This window comes from Planococcus sp. CP5-4_YE (assembly GCF_019042655.1).
Lineage (GTDB): Bacteria > Bacillota > Bacilli > Bacillales_A > Planococcaceae > Planococcus.
In genome coordinates this window covers 318,868-337,638 of the sequence record NZ_JAHPZO010000001.1, presented here as the reverse complement: position 1 = coordinate 337,638, position 18,771 = coordinate 318,868, and the positions used below count along the sequence as shown (strand labels likewise).

Sequence of the window (18,771 nt, the reverse complement as noted above, 5' to 3'; positions counted from 1 at the left end):
GATGGGATTATTCATTAAGAACGTAAATATGTTGAACGGGGAACAACTAGAGGAAACGAATATTCGCGTTACAGATAGCCGCATCGAAGAGATCGGTACTCACCTGAAAGCGCAAGGAGAAACGGAAATCGACGGCAAAGGCCGAATGATCGCACCAGGATTTGTGGACGTCCATGTCCATCTGCGTGAACCAGGTGGAGAGAAAAAAGAAACCATCGAAAGCGGTACAAAGTCAGCAGCACGCGGAGGCTATACGACCATCTGCGCCATGCCGAACACGCGGCCAGTACCCGACACGAAGGAAAATCTTGATCACGTCAACGGCTTGATCGAAAAAAATGCGCTCATTCGGGTTTTGCCGTATGCCTCCATCACGATCCGCGAAGCGGGCAAAGAACGGACCAATCTAAAAGAACTAAAACAACACGGCGCGTTTGCATTCACCGACGACGGTGTCGGTATACAGGAAGCGGCAATGATGCTTGAGACGATGAAAGAAGCGGCCGAACTCGATATGGCGGTCGTCGCACATTGCGAAGACAATAGCTTGATCTACGGAGGGGTCATGCACGACGGCAAGCGAAGCCGCGAGCTGGGCTTGCCTGGAATCCCGTCTGTTGCGGAATCAGTGCATATCGCACGCGACATCCTGCTCGCTGAGGCGGCTGGCGCCCATTATCACGTCTGCCACGTCAGCACGAAAGAGTCGGTTCGCGTCATCCGCGACGCAAAACGGGCAGGCGTCCGCGTCACGGCGGAAGTGACGCCCCATCATCTATTGCTAACGGAAGATGACATCCCAGGCTACGACGCGAATTACAAAATGAACCCGCCGCTTCGCGCACGAGAAGATTACGAAGCGCTTCGTGAAGGGCTGCTCGACGGCACACTCGATTTTATTGCGACAGACCACGCACCTCATGCAGCGGAAGAAAAAGCGAACGGCATGGAAAAAGCGCCATTCGGCATCGTCGGATTCGAAACGGCGTTTCCGCTTCTGTACACAGAATTCGTCCAGAGTGGCAAATGGACACTCCAGCAATTAATTGGCTGGCTGACCAAAAAGCCGGCAGATGTGTTCGGACTGCCTTACGGGACGCTTGAGGCAGGGCAAGCAGCCGACCTGGTGCTGCTCGACTTGGATAAACAGCAAGAAATCCGCACGGAAGACTTTCTTTCCAAAGGAATAAATACGCCATTTGGCGGACAAACTTGCACCGGCTGGCCAGTGATGACCATTTTCGGCGGTGACATCGTATGGCAGGAGGAAAACTGATGAAACGTTATTTGATCTTAGAAGACGGCACAGTATTCGCAGGGGAAGCATTCGGCGCACCATCGGCATCGTTCGGGGAAGTGGTGTTTAACACCAGCATGACCGGTTACCAAGAGATCTTATCCGACCCATCCTATTGCGGACAAATCGTCACGATGACTTACCCGCTGCAAGGCAATTACGGCATCAACAGCGATGATTTCGAATCGATTGATCCTGCCGTTAAAGGGATGGTCGTAAGGGAAGCGGCGGATTTTCCCACGAATTTTAGGAATGCGATGACTTTAAGTGAATTACTTGAGAAAAAAGGCATTCCAGGCATCGCCGGAATCGACACTCGCAAGCTGACCCGGCTAATTCGCGTCAACGGATCGATTAAGGGCATCTTATCGGCTGCCGGAGAAGAACCGGATGTAGAGCAGGTAATCAATAAATTGAACGAAACGACTTTGCCGACTGACCAAGTCGCCCAAGTATCGATCACGCGCCCTTACCCGAGTCCTGGCCGCGGCAAGCGTGTCGTGTTAATCGATTACGGCATGAAGCACGGAATTTTACGTGAATTAAACAAACGCAAATGTGATGTTATCGTCGTTCCGCATAATACAAGCGCGCAGGAAATCCTCGCTTGGGGACCGGACGGCGTCATGTTGTCGAACGGCCCAGGAGACCCGAAAAACGTTCCCGAATGTGTGGACGTTGTCAGCGAATTGCTCGGCCAAGTACCGATTTTCGGAATTTGCCTCGGCCACCAATTGTTCGCAAGAGCGTGCGGTGCTGAGACATTCAAGCTGAAGTTCGGCCACCGCGGCGGCAATCATCCGGTACGAGACCTTGTCACGGGCAAGATCGAAATCACTTCACAAAACCACGGCTACGCAGTCGATGAAGAAACCTTGCAAGGCACGCGACTGAAAGTAACGCATACAGCACTCAATGATGGAACCAATGAAGGGCTGGCGCATCTCGATTACCCAGCTTTCACCGTGCAATACCACCCGGAATCTTCGCCTGGCCCGGAAGACTCGAATTACTTATTCGATCGATTTTTGGAAATGATGCACGCACAACGGAAGGAGCAACAACATGCCTAAAAGACAAGATATCAAAAGCATCCTCGTTATTGGTTCAGGTCCGATCGTTATCGGCCAAGCAGCAGAATTCGACTATGCGGGCACACAAGCCTGTCTCGCTTTGAAAGAAGAAGGCTACCGCGTCATTTTGATCAACTCTAATCCGGCGACGATCATGACCGATACCGAAATCGCCGATAAAGTGTACATCGAGCCGATTACATTGGAGTTTGTCAGCCGCATCTTAAGAAAAGAGCGCCCGGATGCACTGCTTGCGACACTTGGCGGGCAGACCGGTCTCAATATGGCGATCGAACTGGATGAATCCGGAATTTTGGACGAATTGAATATTGAAATCTTGGGGACTAAGCTGGACGCTATCCATAAAGCAGAAGACCGCGATTTGTTCCGCACCTTGATGAATGAACTCGGCGAACCGGTACCGGATTCCGACATCATTCATAACATGGAAGAAGCTAAGCGCTTTGTGGAACGGATCGGCTACCCAGTCATCGTCCGCCCGGCCTTTACACTCGGCGGAACGGGTGGCGGCATTTGCCATAACGACGAGCAATTGCACGAAATCGTTGCGAGCGGCTTGAAATACAGCCCCGTGACACAATGCTTGCTGGAAAAATCAATCGCGGGCTTCAAGGAAATCGAATACGAAGTGATGCGCGATGTAGAAGATACCGCCATCGTCGTCTGCAATATGGAAAACATCGACCCGGTCGGCATTCATACCGGCGACTCGATCGTCGTCGCCCCGAGCCAGACTTTATCCGACCGTGAATACCAAATGTTGCGCAATGTGTCGCTGAAAATTATCCGCGCCTTGAAAATCGAAGGCGGCTGCAACGTTCAGCTCGCGCTCGACCCTCATAGCTTTGACTATTACATTATCGAAGTGAACCCGCGTGTTAGCCGCTCTTCTGCGCTTGCATCCAAAGCGACGGGCTACCCAATTGCCAAATTAGCAGCGAAAATCGCGGTGGGCTTAACGCTTGGTGAAATGATGAATCCAGTGACTGGGCGCACATACGCCGCCTTCGAACCAGCACTTGACTATGTCGTTTCGAAAATCCCGCGCTGGCCGTTCGATAAATTTGAAGCGGCCAAACGCAACCTTGGCACGCAAATGAAAGCGACCGGTGAAGTTATGGCGATGGGCCGGACATTCGAGGAATCAATGCTAAAAGCGGTGCGTTCACTGGAAACCGGGCAATTCCATCTGGAGCTGAAAAACGGCACGGACATGAGCGACGAATGGATCGAAAAACGCATCCGTAAAGCGGGAGACGAAAGGTTGTTCTTTATCGGCGAAGCACTCCGCCGCGGCGTGACGATTGACACGATCCAAGACTGGAGCCAAATCGATTTGTTCTTCCTGCAAAAATTCGACAAAATCGTCCGTCTTGAAAACGTGCTGCAGCAACAGTCATTTGACTATGAGACAGCAAGAAAAGCGAAACGCATGGGCTTTGCTGACAGAACGATTGCGAAACTATGGGATACGCAAGAAGCAAAAGTATACGAATGGCGCAAACAGCAAGGCTTGATACCGGTTTACAAAATGGTCGACACTTGCGCTGCGGAGTTCGAATCTGAAACGCCTTATTTCTACGCCAGCTATGAAGATGAAAACGAATCAATCCGCACTGATAAAGAAAGTGTCATCGTACTCGGCTCTGGCCCGATTCGCATCGGACAAGGCGTCGAATTCGATTACGCAACCGTCCACTCCGTTTGGGCGATCAAAGAAGCCGGCTACGAGGCAATTATCATCAACAATAACCCGGAGACAGTGTCGACCGATTTCTCCATTTCCGACAAGCTCTACTTCGAACCGCTGACAATCGAGGACGTCATGCACATCGTCGACCTTGAACAGCCAAAAGGCGTTGTCGTCCAGTTTGGCGGACAGACAGCGATCAATTTGGCAGATAAGCTCGAGAAAAACGGTGTGAAGATTCTCGGCACGACGCTTGAAGACATCGACCGCGCAGAAAACCGTAATAAATTCGAAGCGGCACTTCATGAAATCGGCATCCCGCAGCCACTCGGCAAGACGGCCGTGTCGACACAAGAAGCGGTAGTCATCGCATCCGATATCGGCTATCCGGTGCTCGTTCGTCCGTCTTATGTACTCGGAGGACGCGCGATGGAAATCGTCTATAACGAAAGCGATTTGATTCATTACATGGAACACGCCGTCGAAGCAAGCCCTGAACATCCGGTACTGGTCGACCGCTATTTAACAGGAGAAGAAATTGAAGTCGATGCGATCTGCGACGGGGAAAATGTCTTAATCCCGGGCATTATGGAACATATCGAACGGGCAGGCGTGCACTCCGGTGACTCAATTGCGGTCTATCCGCCGCAAAACATTTCGCAGCAGCAAATCGACACTTTGACGGATTATACGACACGGCTCGCCAAAGGCTTGAACATCGTCGGCTTATTGAACATCCAGTACGTCATCTCGAAAGGCGAAGTATTCGTCATCGAAGTCAACCCGCGCTCAAGCCGCACGGTGCCGTTCCTCAGCAAAATCACCGGCATTCCGATGGCGAATATCGCAACGAAAGCAATACTCGGTCAAAGCATTGTCGAGCAAGGCTACACAACAGGCTTAGCGCCGCTGAAAAAAGGCGTCTACGTCAAAGTGCCGGTGTTCTCATTCGCGAAACTGCGCCGCGTCGATATTACCTTAGGACCAGAAATGAAATCGACCGGCGAAGTAATGGGCAAAGACATCACGCTCGAAAAAGCGCTGTATAAAGGCTTAGCAGCAGCTGGTATGGAAGTGAAAGATCACGGTACTGTACTGCTGACAGTAGCGGATAAAGATAAAGAAGAAGCAGTTGGACTGGCGAAGCGCTTCCGGGATATCGGATACCAAATCATGGCAACAGGTGGAACGGCACAAGCGTTCACTGAAGCAGGCATTGCCGTTGCGGAAGTTGGAAAAATTGGTGCTGAGGGGCGTACCTTACTCGATGTTATCCAAAGCGGCGACGCACAGATCGTCATCAACACATTGACCAAAGGCAAACAGCCAGAACGTGACGGCTTCCGCATCCGCCGGGAATCGGTCGAAAACGGCGTGCCGTGTTTAACATCACTGGATACGGCGGAAGCGATGCTCAGAGTCATCGAATCGATGACATTCCAGGCAGAGGAAATGGGGGCAGGTGTATGATCAAACAGGAGAAAATGGCGATTGTCTCCCAAACTGAAATCGCCAAGAACATTTTCGAGCTCACTGTCAGGGGTTCTTTGGCGCAGGAAATGAACGAGCCGGGCCAATTTGTCCACGTGCGTGTGGCAGATAGTTTTGAACCGTTATTGCGCCGGCCGATTTCTGTCGCGAAGATCGACAAGGAAGCATCATGCTTTACGATGATCTACCGTTCAGAAGGGCGAGGGACCAGTTTATTGTCACAAAAGACAGAACGCGACACGCTGGATGTGTTAGGTCCTCTAGGCCACGGTTTCCCGGTCGATGAAGCTGGAAAGAAAGCTTTTTTAATCGGCGGGGGGATTGGCGTGCCACCACTTTACGAACTCGCATTGCAGCTCAATGCGAGAGGTGTAAAAACCGTCCACATTCTCGGCTTCGAAAGCAGTGAAGCGGTGTTTTATGAAGATAAATTCAGGGCTCTCGGCGATACGCATATTGCGACAGTCGACGGTTCGCACGGGACGGAAGGTTTCGTGACCCATATTTTGAATGGCTTGCCGAACGATTTTGATACCTATTATTCTTGCGGGCCGACGCCGATGCTTGAAGCAGTGCAATGGGCGTACCCAGAGAAAAAAGGGTTTTTATCTTATGAACAGCGCATGGGCTGCGGCATCGGGGCATGCTTTGCGTGCGTCTGCCGGACGACTAGAAGCGAAACGGATTACATCAAAGTATGTTCAGATGGCCCCGTATTTCCAGCAGGGGTGGTGATTTCATGACGGATTTAAGCGTGAAATTGCCAGGCCTCGATTTGAAAAACCCGATTATGCCCGCATCCGGCTGCTTCGGCTTCGGACAAGAATACGCAAAGCTCTATGATTTATCGAAACTCGGATCGATCATGATTAAAGCGACGACTGCCGAGATGCGTCTTGGAAACCCAACGCCCCGCGTTGCGGAAACTTCATCCGGCATGCTCAATGCCATCGGTCTGCAAAATCCCGGACTTGTAAAAGTAGTCGATGAACAATTGCCTTGGCTAGAACAATTTGATGTTCCCATTATCGCCAATGTGGCTGGTTCACTTGCAGAAGATTATGTCGAAGTGGCAAAAACCATTTCCAAGGCACCGAATGTCCACGCGCTGGAGTTGAATATTTCCTGTCCGAACGTCAAGCAAGGCGGCATTACATTCGGAACGGACCCGAACGTCGCAAAAGAACTGACGCGCATGGTAAAAGACGTATCGGACGTACCGGTTTACGTGAAGTTATCGCCGAACGTCACCGATGTCGTCCAGCTCGCCAAAGCGGTCGAAGAAGGCGGCGCAGATGGCATTACAATGATCAACACACTGCTCGGCATGCGGCTTGACCCGAAAACGGGACGCCCGGTCATCGCCAATATCACAGGCGGCTTGTCAGGCCCCGCGATCAAACCGGTCGCACTTCGCATGGTGTACGAGGTGAGGCGCCATACAAAGTTGCCGATCATTGGGATGGGCGGCGTCGCGGAAGTGGATGATGTCATCGACTTTTTGTCAGCTGGAGCGAATGCTGTCGCGGTCGGCACGGCGAATTTTGTCAATCCATTCGCCTGCCCTGAACTGATCGACAAGCTACCGGAACGCTTGCATGAACTGGGCTATGAATCTGTACAAGAACTCACTGGAAGGAGCCACCGCTTATGACTACCAAACCAATCATTGCACTCGACTTCCCGTCCAAGCTTGATGTGGAAGAATTCTTGTCCGAGTTCACGGAACCGTTGTTTCTGAAAGTCGGAATGGAATTGTTCTATCAGGAAGGGCCAGAACTCATTCATACATTGAATCACTACGGACACGACATTTTCCTGGATTTGAAATTGCACGATATCCCGAATACTGTCGAATCTGCCATGCGCCGCATCGCGGAACTTGGCGTCGATATGGTCAATGTCCATGCAGCGGGCGGCCTTGCCATGATGGAAGCCGCAAAACGTGGACTCTCCGGCAGCGGGACAAAACTGATTGCTGTGACGCAATTGACTTCGACGAGCGAAGAACAGATGCAACAAGAACAATTGATTGCTGTGAGCCTAGAAGAGTCGGTCTTGCATTACGCGAAACTCGCCAAACAGGCAGGGCTTGACGGCGTCGTCTGTTCGGTTCATGAAGCGAAAGCGATTGGCGAGGCATGCGGCGAAGAGTTCCTGCGCGTCACGCCAGGGATCCGCCCAGCTGCATCGGAAAGCCATGACCAAAAGCGCATCGCCACACCAAGCGATGCAAAAGCGCAAGGTTCGACCTATATCGTCGTCGGCAGGGCCATCACCCGCTCAGAAAACCCACAAAAAAGCTATGATTACATCAACGGAGAATGGAGCGGTCGTTCATGAAAAAGCAAATCGCACAACAGTTATTGTCCATCGGCGCAGTCGAGTTGCGCCCGAACGACCCATTTACTTGGGCATCCGGGGTCAAATCGCCGATTTATTGCGATAACCGGCTGACGATGTCCTATCCGGAAGTTCGCAAGGCGATCGCGGATGGGCTCGCGGAAACGATTCGGCGCGAGTATCCGGATGCACAAGTGATTGCAGGAACTGCGACAGCGGGTATCCCGCACGCGGCGTGGGTTGCAGAGCGCCTTGATTTGCCGATGGTCTATGTGCGTTCGAAACCGAAAGGCCACGGACAATCGAATTTGATCGAAGGCAAAATTGAGCCAGGTCAAAAAGCGGTCGTCATCGAAGACTTGATCTCCAAAGGCGGCTCGGTGCTGCAGGCGGCACAAGCTTTACAAGATGCTGGATTTGAAGTGGCTGGCATTGCGGCGATCTTCACTTACGGATTGCCACAGGCAGAGCAGGCGATACAGGAAGCAGGATTCACTTTCCACACCTTGACGGATTTCCCGGCACTAGTTCAACAAGCTAGGGAAGGCGGAGCGATAGCCGCAGAAGATTTGCCTATGCTCAGTGAATGGCACGAAAAACTGAAAGCCGGCGCATTGACTTCCTAAAAAACCTACGCACATCATGTCGATGTGCGTAGGTTTTTTCCGCTTTATAGTTAAGTAAAGAAAGTGAAAAAGGGTATGGTACAACTAACGATAAGGAGGCGGTAGGACATGAGTGTTACGCAACAAAAAATCAGCGAATGGACTGAAGAGTACCCGCTTTTAGCGGATATGCTCGACTTGAAGCCAGTTATCTGGCTGAATCCGAAACGCAGGGAAATGGATCAAGTCCAAGGCTTGCCGGTGACAATCGATGATTTGGGGGAGGCGGAGCAATTATGGCTGCGCTTTATCCCGTATTTAATGAAGGTGTTTCCTGAAACGCAAGGCATCATCGAATCGGAATTACGGGAAGCCGGGCACATGCAAAGTCAACTGGAAACATATTACGGCGAGCAGCTGCCAGGAAAACTATACGTCAAATGTGACAACGAACTGCCTGTTGCAGGATCGGTAAAAGCACGCGGTGGTTTTTTTGAAGTGCTGCGCTACGCAGAAACGCTGGCGCTTAGAGAAGGACTCGTCACCCGTGAGGATTCCTATGAATGGTTTGCAACGCAACAAGCAAAAACATTCTTCGAAAGCTATTCTATTGGCGTCGGCTCGACCGGGAATTTGGGGCTGAGCATCGGCATCATCAGCGCTGAACTCGGCTTTAAGGTTTCGGTTTATATGTCAGCGGACGCCAAAGCGTGGAAAAAAGTGTTGCTTCGGAAAAAAGGCGTACGCGTCGTCGAATTCAGTGGTGACTTCAGTGAAGCGGTCACTGCAGGGCGCGAAGAAACGCTGCATTTGCCGAATGGTTATTTCGTCGATGATGAGAAATCCCGCGAATTGTTTCTCGGCTATAGCGTAGCTGCAATTCGGCTGAAACACCAATTGGAGCAGCGGGGCATACCAGTCGACCACGAACATCCACTGTTCGTCTATTTGCCGTGCGGTGTCGGCGGGGCGCCTGGAGGCATCGCATTCGGGCTGAGCCAATTGTTTGGCGATCACGTCCACCCGGTGTTCATCGAGCCGACTCATTCGCCGGCTGTCTTGCTCGGTCTTATGACGGGCTTGAAGAGCGGCATCTGCGTCCAGGACATCGGCATCGACAATAGGACGGAAGCGGACGGACTCGCAGTCGGCAGAGCATCGAGCTTCGCTTCAACGTGTTCTGAACAATTGATTTCAGGCATTGGGACGGTCGAAGATGAGCAATTATTCCCGCTGCTTGCCATGCTGAAAGATAGCGAAGGCATCAAGATCGAACCTTCCTCAGCAGCCGGGTTTGCCGGGCCGTTCATTATGGCAGCGACAAACTACGCCGAAAAACATGATATCAAACTAGAAAAAGCAACCCATATCGCCTGGTTGACAGGAGGGGCGCTAGTGCCTGAAGAAGAGATGGCTGGATTTTATGCAAGAGGATTGAAGAAACTGAAACCTTAAGCAGGATTTTGGGTCTATTCAACGAATAGAAGAATGAACGATAAACGAAAAAGAAGGGAAGCGGAGACATGGCCATTCAAGCAAACCAGATTTTCGTTAATTTGCCGGTGAGGGATTTGGAGAAATCGATGAAGTTTTTTGGCGAAATGGGATTTGATTTCGATGAGCGCATGACGGATAACAATGCCACCTGTATGATCATCGGCCACAATATGTATGCGATGCTGTTGGTGGAAGACTTCTTCAAAAGCTTTACCCATAAAGACATCGCCGATACAAAAGAGAGCGCTGAAACGATCATCGCATTGTCGGCGTCTAACCGAGCTGAGGTGGATGAATGGGTGAAAAAAGCGATGGCAGCCGGCGGCAGTTCCGCGAACGAGCCGATGGATAATAAGTTCATGTATTCCTCGAGTTTTTATGACCCGGACGGCCATTTATGGGAAGTCATGTATATGGAAGACGAGGCCTTCGAATAAAAAAACCGCACCGGATAAAGTTCCGGTGCGGTTTTAGGTTTATAGGTATTCGGCGTAGCGTTTTTCCAAATAGTTCTGCAATACGGTCATGACTGTGCAGATAGCCCAGTAGATGAGTGCAACCAGGATGAGCAATGTCAATAGATCGTATTCCCGTGCGCCGACAATCCGTGCTTTTTGAAAAATCTCCGGGACTGTGATCATCGCAGCGAGCGATGAGGCCTTGATCAGGTCCAGATAGACATTCGATAAGGGTGGCACCGCAATGCGTATTGATTGCGGCAAGATGATCCGCCGCATCGTCTGCCAATAGCTTAGGCCGAGTGCGGTGGAAGATTCCCATTGCCCTTTGTCCACGGACGCTAATGCCGAGCGGAACACTTCTGCGATATAGGCCGCGCTATTGATGGTGAAGCCGATGAGCGCTGCCTGTAAGGCGGTAAATTCGAGACCGATGACCGGCAGTGCAAAATACAGTAAAAACAAGATGACGAGTATCGGCACGCCTCGCATGAAGGATATATAGAGACGCGCCGGCAAGTGGAGCAGCGGCTGTTTCGAGGTTCTGGCGAGCGCCATGAAAAAGCCGATGACCAGTCCGCCCAGCATGCTGCCCATCGATATCAGTAGCGTCAACCAAATGCCTTCGAGCACATAGGGCAGGGAATTGATCGCAAGTTCAGGATCGAATAACAGTCCCCATTCGATATCGCTCATGAAAATGGCCTCCTTTAGTTTTCTTCTTCAATGTCGGGTTCGATCGATACATCGGCCCCGCCAAAGAATTCAGCTGAAATGTCGCTGATGGTGCCGTCCGATAACATTTCATCGAGTGTCGTATTTACTTGTTCAAGTAATTCTTCGCTGTCTTCGTTGACGACAAGGCCAACTTCAGACGGCAAGTATTTGATGTCCGGGTGGATAGTAATGTTAAGCTCCGGGAAAGCTGCCACCCCGAAAGTCGATAAATAATAATCGTTCAAGATAACGTCTGTGCGGCCGATCGAAACATCGCGCAAATAAATTTCATTCGTCGCGTTGTCGTATGTCACTTCTTCCGCTCCATACTCCCGGGCGATTTGCATATAAACAGATGTCGAAACACCGGCTGCTTTTTTGCCTTCCAAATCTTCCAGTGATTCGATTCCGGACAAGTCATCTTTACGGACGACCGCTGTCCCATAAGAATACTTGATTGGTGTAGAGAACAGGAATTGATCGGTCATTTCTTCAGTCACTTCGATATCGTTCGCTGCCATATCGAGCTGTCCTGTGCTGACGCTGGTCAGCATTTCGTCGAATCCAAGTTCGCGGAATTCGATTTCTAAATCGAGGCGTTCGCCGAGTTCCCGCACGACTTCTACTTCAAAGCCCGTCAATTCGCCGCTTTCTTCGTCGCGGAATGAAGTCGCCAACAGCGTGCCAGAAGTACCGACAGTCAAGACGCCTTCCTCTTGGATGCGGTCCCATTCCGATGGCTGTTCAGTTTCTGCAGCATCATTTCCGCAAGCTGATAGTGCAATTGCTGCCGTGCTGAACAAGGCCGCAGTTATGTATGTTCGTTTCGTAAAAATATTCAATGATTGGCCCCCTCAAAATATGTCCTATAAAAAGATAGCATTAACTATAACTTGGGGCAATGCTTTAGAATTCAAAATACTTATTATAATATTATTATGTAAACAAAATTTTTTGTTAAAAATACCCACACTGGCGGATGACCAGTGCGGGTATTTTTAACTCTCATTTCTTTAATTTCAATACTAGGTCTTCATCAGGTGTCACGTAAACGGTTTTCTGCTCGAAATAAATCACAAAACCGGGTTTAGCGCCGCTCGGTTTTTTCACTTGTCGGACGTCGGTATAATCGACCGGCACTGAAGCGGATTCGCGCGCTTTGCTGAAATAAGCGGCGATGCTGGCAGCTTCTAGGATGGTGCCATCATCCGGCTCTTGCGAATGGATGATGACGTGGGACCCCGGGATGTCTTTCGTATGCAGCCAGGTATCGGATTTCGATGCGACTTTGAAGGTCACATAATCGTTTTGTTTATTATTTTTGCCGACTGAAATCGGAATGCCGGTGCTCGATACATAATGTTCGACATTCGGTTTTTGCGGCTTTTTCTTTTTCTTCGATTTCTGTGCTTTCATATAGCCTTGTTCCGCCAATTCTTCGCGGATCTCTTCGATATCGGAGAGCCCGGCCTGTTGTACTTGTTGCATGAGCAATTCAAAATAGCGGATGTCTTCTTCGGTCTTTTCGATTTGCTCATGCGTTTTGACGACAGCCGTTTTGGCTTTTTGGTATCGCGAATAGTATTTCTGTGAATTCTCAATCGGTGTCTTACGCGGATCGAGTGTAATCGTCACTGTTTCTTCATTATAATAATTGACGACTTCCGCTTGTTTCATTCCTTTTTTGATGGTGTGCAGATTGGCCATGATCAATTCGCCGTTCAATTGCAATTGATCGCGTTTTTGTGCCTGGTCCTGCTCTTTTTGCAATTTTTTTAACTTCAGTTTCAGCTTGGATATTTCGTTCTGCAGCCAGCGTTCCAAATCGCCCGCCTGCTGTTTGACGCGGTCGCGTTCGGCTTTGGCATAATAAATCCGGTCGAGCAATTCGGACAAATTGTCAAAACGCATATTGTCCTGTCCGAGATGCGTCAATTCAGTCGCGGAAAAATAGCTTTTTCCTTGCTGTTCGACGTAATAGCCGGCCGGTTCAGGAGCAGTGAAATCCTGCAAAAAGGCCGCTGCGCTTTGTGGGTCCTGTTGGAGCCGGTAATTCAGTTCTTTCGCTGTCAGTGGTGAAAAGCCGGCAAATGTTGAAACGATTTCCTTGTCAGTGAGCCCGCTAAAATCTGCATCCGCCGCAAATGGATCTTGTTTATCTTGGGAAGGCGGGAAAATATAATCCTGGCCCGGCAAAATCGTCCGGTAGGAGTTGACGCTCGGCGGCAAATGTTTGAGGCTGTCGAGAATCATGTCGCGCCCAGCGTCGACTAAAATGATATTCGAGTGCCGGCCCATCATTTCGACATGGAGCTCGCGTTCGATCTCGTCACCAATTTCATTGCGGGCGCGGATGCGCAGGATGATCAGCCGGTCCGAGCCATGCTGTTCGACGGCTGTGATGACGCCGCCTTCGATATGCTTGCGGAGCAGCATGCAAAACATCGGCGGTTCTGACGGGTTAATATTTGCCGTGTTCGTCAAATGGATCCGTGAATAGGACGGGTGGATCGAGATAAGAAGTTTATGGTTTTTGCCTTGTGCGCGTATGTGGAGGAGCAGTTCGAGCTGATTAGGCTGATGAACTTTTGAAATCCTTCCGGTGATGAGCTGTTGCAATTCGCTCGTCATCGCTTTCGTAAATAATCCATCAAATGCCATGAAAAATCCCTCTTTCAAATCGTTTTGTTCCATCTTATCATTTTCATAGAAGAATATGATATAATAAGACAGTTAGTTTTAAGCGTGAATATATTAACTTGAGCATCGATGGCGGTGAGGAAGATGAAAAGAAAGCCGAAGTTCATATCCATCGGAGCGGGCAATGCGGTGTCAGTGAACCGCATTGTTTCGATGATCCAGCCGGACTCGGCGCCTTCCAAGCGCTTGATGCAGGAAGCGCGCAGCAAAGGCTTGCTCGTCGATGCGACAGGCGGCAGGAAGACCAAGTCGATCTTTATCATGGATAGCGATCATGTGGTCATTTCCGCTTTGTCGGTCGAGACGGCACTTGCGCGGATTGAAGAAAAAGATGATGAGGCAAGCGAGGGATAAAATGAGAAAACATCGTGGACTGCTCATCGTGCTGTCCGGGCCTTCGGGCGTCGGCAAAGGCACGGTGCGAAAAGAGCTGTTCCAACAGCCGGATACAAATTATGAATATTCCATCTCCATGACGACACGCTCGCCGCGTGAAGGGGAAGTGGACGAAGTCGATTATTTCTTCAAGACCCGTCATGAGTTTGAAGAACTGATCGACCAAGGGCAATTGCTTGAATATGCCGAGTATGTCGGCAATTATTACGGTACACCGCTCGAATACGTTAACAAAATGCGCGATGCCGGGCGTGATGTATTCCTGGAAATCGAAGTGCAAGGGGCTGCGCAAGTGCGCGATAAAGTGCCGGATGGCTTGTTCATCTTTCTCGCACCACCTAGCCTCTCAGAACTCGAAGAGCGCTTGGTCGGCCGTGGCACAGAATCGGATGAAGTGATCGCTTCACGCATCCATGCTGCGAGGAAAGAACTCGAAATGATGAACTTGTATGATTATGTCGTCGAAAACGATGAAGTTGAACATGCATGCGACCGCATCAATGCCATCATCATCGCAGAACATTGCAAGCGCGAACGCGTTGAAAAAAGATACTTAGATATGCTAAAGGAGAATGCCTGATGTTATACCCATCCGTTGACAAACTGAAAAGCCGCATCGATTCGAAATACTCCCTGGTCGCTCTGGCGTCCAAGAGAGCCCGCCAATTGCACGAACATGGCGATGAAAAATTAGGTTCCTACGTATCACAAAAAGCGGTTGGAAAAGCGCTTGAAGAGATTGCAGCTGGCTCATTGACGCCGGTTCAGCAAGATGCATCCGCGATTTACGAAGACGAAATTTAACTTATGATCTCAATTGACGACTCCCAGAGCGAATCTGTTCTTTGGGAGTTTGTTGTTTAGAAAGGGTGTTTAGCGGTGTTGGCAAATCGAAAAATCCTATTATGTGTAAGCGGCGGCATCGCCGTTTATAAAGCGGTCGCCCTCGTCAGCAAGTTGTCACAGGCAGGGGCGGATGTAAAAGTCATCATGACCGAATCAGCGAAGCAATTCGTCCAGCCTTTATCGTTCCAAGTGATGTCCAGAAACGATGTCTATTTTGACACATTCGATGAAAAAGATTCTTCAGTCATTGCCCATATCGATTTGGCAGACTGGGCGGACCTTGTGATTGTTGCACCGGCAACCGCCAATATGATCGCAAAAATGGCCAATGGCTTAGGCGATGATATGGTATCGACGGTGCTGCTTGCTACGACTGCGCCGATTTGGGTTGCGCCTGCGATGAATGTCCATATGTATGATCATCCGGCAGTTAAACGCAACATCGACCGTTTGCACCATGACGGCATCCGTTTCATCGAACCGTCTGAAGGCTTTTTGGCCTGTGGGTATGTCGGCAAAGGGCGTTTGGAAGAGCCGGAAAAAATCACTGAACTGGTGGCCAATCATTTTACGAAAAACAAGCCTTTAAAAGGCAAAAAAGTGGTCGTGACGGCAGGCCCGACGCGTGAACGGATCGACCCGGTGCGTTTTTTGACGAACTTTTCAAGCGGCAAGATGGGCTATGCGATGGCAGAAGCTGCAGCGGAACTCGGCGCCGATACGATTTTGATCAGCGGGCCGGTATCCTTGCCGGTGCCAAGCGGCGTCAAGCGCATTCAAGTAGAAAGCGCACAGCAAATGCTAGAAGCAGTACTTAGTGAATACGACGGCGCAGATATGGTCGTGAAGACGGCCGCTGTCGCAGATTACCGCCCGTCAGCCATCGCGGGGCAGAAGGTAAAGAAAAAAGAAGGCAATTCGGTTCTTGAGCTGGAGCGCACAGCGGATATCTTGCAGCAGCTCGGCCACCTGAAGAACCGCCAAATCCTGGTCGGCTTCGCGGCAGAGACCGATCACGTAGCGCAATACGCCAAAGCCAAACTCGAGCGGAAAAACGCCGATTACATCATCGCTAATGACGTCAGCGCAGACCAAGCTGGTTTTGACCATGACACGAATGCGGTGACGGTATACGGTCGCGAGGCATTCGAAAAGACCTTCCCGGTCATGCCGAAAAAAGCGCTTGCACTCGAGTTGCTGACACTCATTACCGAAAAGGAATTTGCAAAATGATTGCCGAAGTCATCGTCGATGTTGCCGCACATCCGATTGACCGGCCGTTCGATTATGCAGTGCCGGAAAAATTCCAAGCACTAACTGAGCCGGGCATGCGTGTCAAAGTGCCTTTTGGCAACCGCAAAGTGCTCGGCTTTATTACAGCTATCAAAGAAACATCCGAATTTGACCCGAAACGGCTGAAGCCGATCCATGAATTGATGGATGTCGTCCCCGTATTGAATGGTGAAATGCTCGAGCTTGCACAGTGGATGAAACGCCATACGGTGTGTTTTGAAATCGATGCTTTGCAAGTCATGGTGCCAGCAGCACTTCGCGCCAAATACGAGAAGCGGTTCGTGTTGAATGCGCCTATTGAAGAGCTGCCGAAAGAGCTGCATCCGTATTTCGGCACGCGTGACTTTGTCCGTGCACAGGAAGCGGAAGCCGTATACGGTCTGATGAAAAAGGAAATGGACAAAGGCACCGTATTGGCGGAGACAAATATCCAGCAAAAAACCGGCGTGAAAAAAGTGCGGATGGTCCATATTACAGATTCTTTAGAGAATATAGAAGAAATTTCCATAAGAGCAAATGCCAAACAGCAATTGAAGCTTCAGGAGTTTTTCCAGAAACACGCTGGCCAAAGCTTTGAATCCTCGCAACTGCAAAAACTAGCGGGCGTATCGCTTCCGACGGTCAACGCACTGGCGGAAAAAGGCATGGCCAGTTTTTCGTCGATGGAATCGTACAGGGATCCGTCCCTCTTAACAGCTATTGAACAAAAGCATGCTTTGGATTTGACGGCCGAGCAGCAGACTGCATTCAATGCCATCCAATCCTCGCTCAATACAGAAAAGACCTTCTTGCTCCATGGCATTACTGGCAGCGGGAAAACGGAGATCTATTTACAGACGATCGCCCAAGTGCTTGAAGATGGCAAGGAAGCGATCATGCTCGTTCCGGAAATTTCCTTGACGCCGCAGATGACGATCCGCTTCAAGGAACGTTTCGGCGATTTGGTCGCAGTTCTGCATAGCGGCTTATCGGCCGGGGAAAAATACGATGAATGGCGAAAAATCCAACGTGCGGAAGTGAAAGTCGTCGTAGGGGCGCGTTCTGCAATTTTTGCGCCGTTTCAAAATCTCGGCTTGATCATCCTCGACGAAGAGCACGAATCGAGCTATAAACAAGACGACTCGCCCCGCTATCACGCACGCGATGTGGCGATTTGGCGCAGCCAGCAACATCAATGCCCCGTTATTCTTGGGAGCGCGACGCCATCGCTGGAATCTTATGCGCGCGCCCAAAAAGGCGTTTATGAATTACTCGCTTTGAAAAACCGGGCGAAAAACCAGCCATTGCCTGAAGTTCATATTGTCGATATGCGCGAAGAGCTGCGGACCGGCAACCGGTCGATGTTTTCCGTGGAATTGGCAGAAGCGATACGCGAGCGCCTGGCACGCAAAGAGCAAGTTGTGCTGTTTTTGAACAAACGCGGCTACTCGTCATTCGTCTTATGCCGCGATTGCGGAACCGTTTTGCAATGCCCGAACTGCGATATTTCGCTAACTTATCACCGAGCGAGCGAACGTATGAAATGCCATTATTGCGGCTATGATGAACCCGTGCCGACAACCTGCCCGGAATGTGAAAGCGACCACATTCGCTTTTTTGGCACAGGAACCCAAAAAGTCGAAGAGGAACTGGCGAAGCTCGTGCCGGATGCCCGTGTCTTACGGATGGATGTCGATACGACCCGCAATAAAGGCGCGCATGAAAAGATCTTGTCAGCGTTCGGCGAGGGCAAAGCCGATATTCTCCTCGGTACGCAAATGATCGCCAAAGGCCTTGATTTTCCGAATATCACATTGGTCGGAGTCTTGTCGGCGGATACGACTTTGCATTTGCCGGATTTCCGCGCAGCCGAGAAAACCTATCAATTATTGACACAAGTGAGCGGGCGTGCAGGGCGCGATGTACTGCCAGGAGAAGTGTACGTACAGACTTATACGCCAGAGCATTATGCGATCACGCTAGCCAAAGACCAATTATACGAACCGTTCTATGAGCAAGAAATGGCCATGCGGCGGGCTAGCGGATATCCTCCATACTACTATGTCGTCAATATCCAGTTTACCCATGAGGATTTGATGACGGTGTCTGGCTATGCCGAGCAGATGACCGAATATCTGCGCCACCGATTGTCGCCAAAAACCATTATTATCGGGCCTTCCGCATCGCTCATCGCCCGTGTGAACAATAGATATCGCTATCAATGTTTGATAAAATACAAAAATGAACCGAAGCTGGCTGAAGTACTGCAGCAATTGATTAAAATTTACCGTAGCGACTGGATCAAAACGGGTGCGACTTTGTCCATCGACATGAATCCGACAGCAGTCATGTAACAGAAATGAGG

General features: G+C 50.3%; 17 protein-coding genes. 14 read left to right on the top strand and 3 right to left on the bottom strand.

Annotated features, from left to right (window positions below; genetic code table 11):
• Nucleotide 1: 1 nt before the first annotated feature.
• The 9 genes from KTG14_RS01695 to KTG14_RS01655 all read left to right on the top strand — a co-directional run bounded on the left by KTG14_RS01695 (nucleotide 2) and on the right by KTG14_RS01655 (nucleotide 10,454).
• Nucleotides 2-1,276, top strand: a complete 1,275-nt coding sequence (locus KTG14_RS01695; RefSeq protein ID WP_216968797.1) for a dihydroorotase — start codon at nucleotides 2-4, stop codon at nucleotides 1,274-1,276.
• Nucleotides 1,276-2,370 carry a carbamoyl phosphate synthase small subunit gene (locus tag KTG14_RS01690; RefSeq protein ID WP_216968794.1) on the top strand — a complete coding sequence of 365 codons (1,095 nt, stop codon included), beginning with the start codon at nucleotides 1,276-1,278 and terminating at the stop codon, nucleotides 2,368-2,370. The genes KTG14_RS01695 and KTG14_RS01690 overlap by 1 nt, the downstream gene beginning before the upstream one ends.
• Nucleotides 2,363-5,551 (top strand): carbamoyl-phosphate synthase large subunit, encoded by a 3,189-nt coding sequence (gene carB, locus KTG14_RS01685; protein ID WP_216968792.1) that lies wholly within the window; start codon nucleotides 2,363-2,365, stop codon nucleotides 5,549-5,551. Before KTG14_RS01690 ends, carB begins: the two co-directional genes overlap by 8 nt.
• Nucleotides 5,548-6,315, top strand: a complete 768-nt coding sequence (locus KTG14_RS01680) for a dihydroorotate dehydrogenase electron transfer subunit (protein ID WP_216968784.1) — start codon at nucleotides 5,548-5,550, stop codon at nucleotides 6,313-6,315. The genes carB and KTG14_RS01680 overlap by 4 nt, the downstream gene beginning before the upstream one ends.
• Nucleotides 6,312-7,226 carry a dihydroorotate dehydrogenase gene (locus KTG14_RS01675; RefSeq protein WP_216968782.1) on the top strand — a complete coding sequence of 305 codons (915 nt, stop codon included), beginning with the start codon at nucleotides 6,312-6,314 and terminating at the stop codon, nucleotides 7,224-7,226. The genes KTG14_RS01680 and KTG14_RS01675 overlap by 4 nt, the downstream gene beginning before the upstream one ends.
• A complete protein-coding gene (pyrF, locus tag KTG14_RS01670) occupies nucleotides 7,223-7,915 on the top strand; it encodes an orotidine-5'-phosphate decarboxylase (protein ID WP_216968780.1) in 693 nt (230 codons plus the stop codon). Before KTG14_RS01675 ends, pyrF begins: the two co-directional genes overlap by 4 nt.
• The gene (gene pyrE, locus KTG14_RS01665; RefSeq protein ID WP_216968778.1) at nucleotides 7,912-8,541 is read left to right on the top strand and encodes an orotate phosphoribosyltransferase; all 630 of its coding nucleotides are present in this window, start codon (nucleotides 7,912-7,914) and stop codon (nucleotides 8,539-8,541) included. The genes pyrF and pyrE overlap by 4 nt, the downstream gene beginning before the upstream one ends.
• A gap of 108 nt (nucleotides 8,542-8,649) precedes the next feature.
• On the top strand, nucleotides 8,650-9,975 hold the full coding sequence (locus tag KTG14_RS01660) for a D-serine ammonia-lyase (protein WP_216968776.1): 1,326 nt from the start codon (nucleotides 8,650-8,652) through the stop codon (nucleotides 9,973-9,975).
• A 68-nt stretch (nucleotides 9,976-10,043) separates the two neighbouring features.
• A complete protein-coding gene (locus tag KTG14_RS01655) occupies nucleotides 10,044-10,454 on the top strand; it encodes a VOC family protein (RefSeq protein WP_216968774.1) in 411 nt (136 codons plus the stop codon).
• A gap of 39 nt (nucleotides 10,455-10,493) precedes the next feature.
• On the opposite strand, the gene KTG14_RS01650 is transcribed toward KTG14_RS01655, so the two are convergent.
• The 3 genes from KTG14_RS01650 to KTG14_RS01640 form a co-directional block, all read right to left on the bottom strand.
• On the bottom strand, nucleotides 10,494-11,171 hold the full coding sequence (locus tag KTG14_RS01650) for an amino acid ABC transporter permease (protein ID WP_216968772.1): 678 nt from the start codon (nucleotides 11,169-11,171) through the stop codon (nucleotides 10,494-10,496).
• Nucleotides 11,172-11,185: 14 nt separating this feature from the next.
• Nucleotides 11,186-12,034 carry a transporter substrate-binding domain-containing protein gene (locus tag KTG14_RS01645; protein ID WP_216968771.1) on the bottom strand — a complete coding sequence of 283 codons (849 nt, stop codon included), beginning with the start codon at nucleotides 12,032-12,034 and terminating at the stop codon, nucleotides 11,186-11,188.
• Between the two features lie 163 nt (nucleotides 12,035-12,197).
• Nucleotides 12,198-13,853, bottom strand: coding sequence for an Rqc2 family fibronectin-binding protein (locus KTG14_RS01640; protein WP_216968769.1), 1,656 nt, complete (start codon nucleotides 13,851-13,853; stop codon nucleotides 12,198-12,200).
• Between the two features lie 123 nt (nucleotides 13,854-13,976).
• On the opposite strand from KTG14_RS01640, the gene KTG14_RS01635 reads away from it, so the two are divergent.
• The 5 genes from KTG14_RS01635 (at nucleotide 13,977) to priA (ending at nucleotide 18,760) form a co-directional block, all read left to right on the top strand.
• Nucleotides 13,977-14,246, top strand: a complete 270-nt coding sequence (locus tag KTG14_RS01635) for an extracellular matrix/biofilm biosynthesis regulator RemA family protein (RefSeq protein WP_216968767.1) — start codon at nucleotides 13,977-13,979, stop codon at nucleotides 14,244-14,246.
• Between the two features lies 1 nt (nucleotide 14,247).
• Nucleotides 14,248-14,868 carry a guanylate kinase gene (gmk, locus tag KTG14_RS01630; protein WP_058383539.1) on the top strand — a complete coding sequence of 207 codons (621 nt, stop codon included), beginning with the start codon at nucleotides 14,248-14,250 and terminating at the stop codon, nucleotides 14,866-14,868.
• A complete protein-coding gene (rpoZ, locus tag KTG14_RS01625) occupies nucleotides 14,868-15,092 on the top strand; it encodes a DNA-directed RNA polymerase subunit omega (protein WP_216968765.1) in 225 nt (74 codons plus the stop codon). The genes gmk and rpoZ overlap by 1 nt, the downstream gene beginning before the upstream one ends.
• Before the next feature lie 75 nt (nucleotides 15,093-15,167).
• The gene (gene coaBC / locus KTG14_RS01620) at nucleotides 15,168-16,367 is read left to right on the top strand and encodes a bifunctional phosphopantothenoylcysteine decarboxylase/phosphopantothenate--cysteine ligase CoaBC (protein ID WP_216968763.1); all 1,200 of its coding nucleotides are present in this window, start codon (nucleotides 15,168-15,170) and stop codon (nucleotides 16,365-16,367) included.
• Entirely contained in the window at nucleotides 16,364-18,760 is a 2,397-nt protein-coding gene (gene priA, locus KTG14_RS01615) for a primosomal protein N' (protein ID WP_216968762.1), read from the top strand. The genes coaBC and priA overlap by 4 nt, the downstream gene beginning before the upstream one ends.
• The last annotated feature ends 11 nt before the right edge of the window (nucleotides 18,761-18,771 follow it).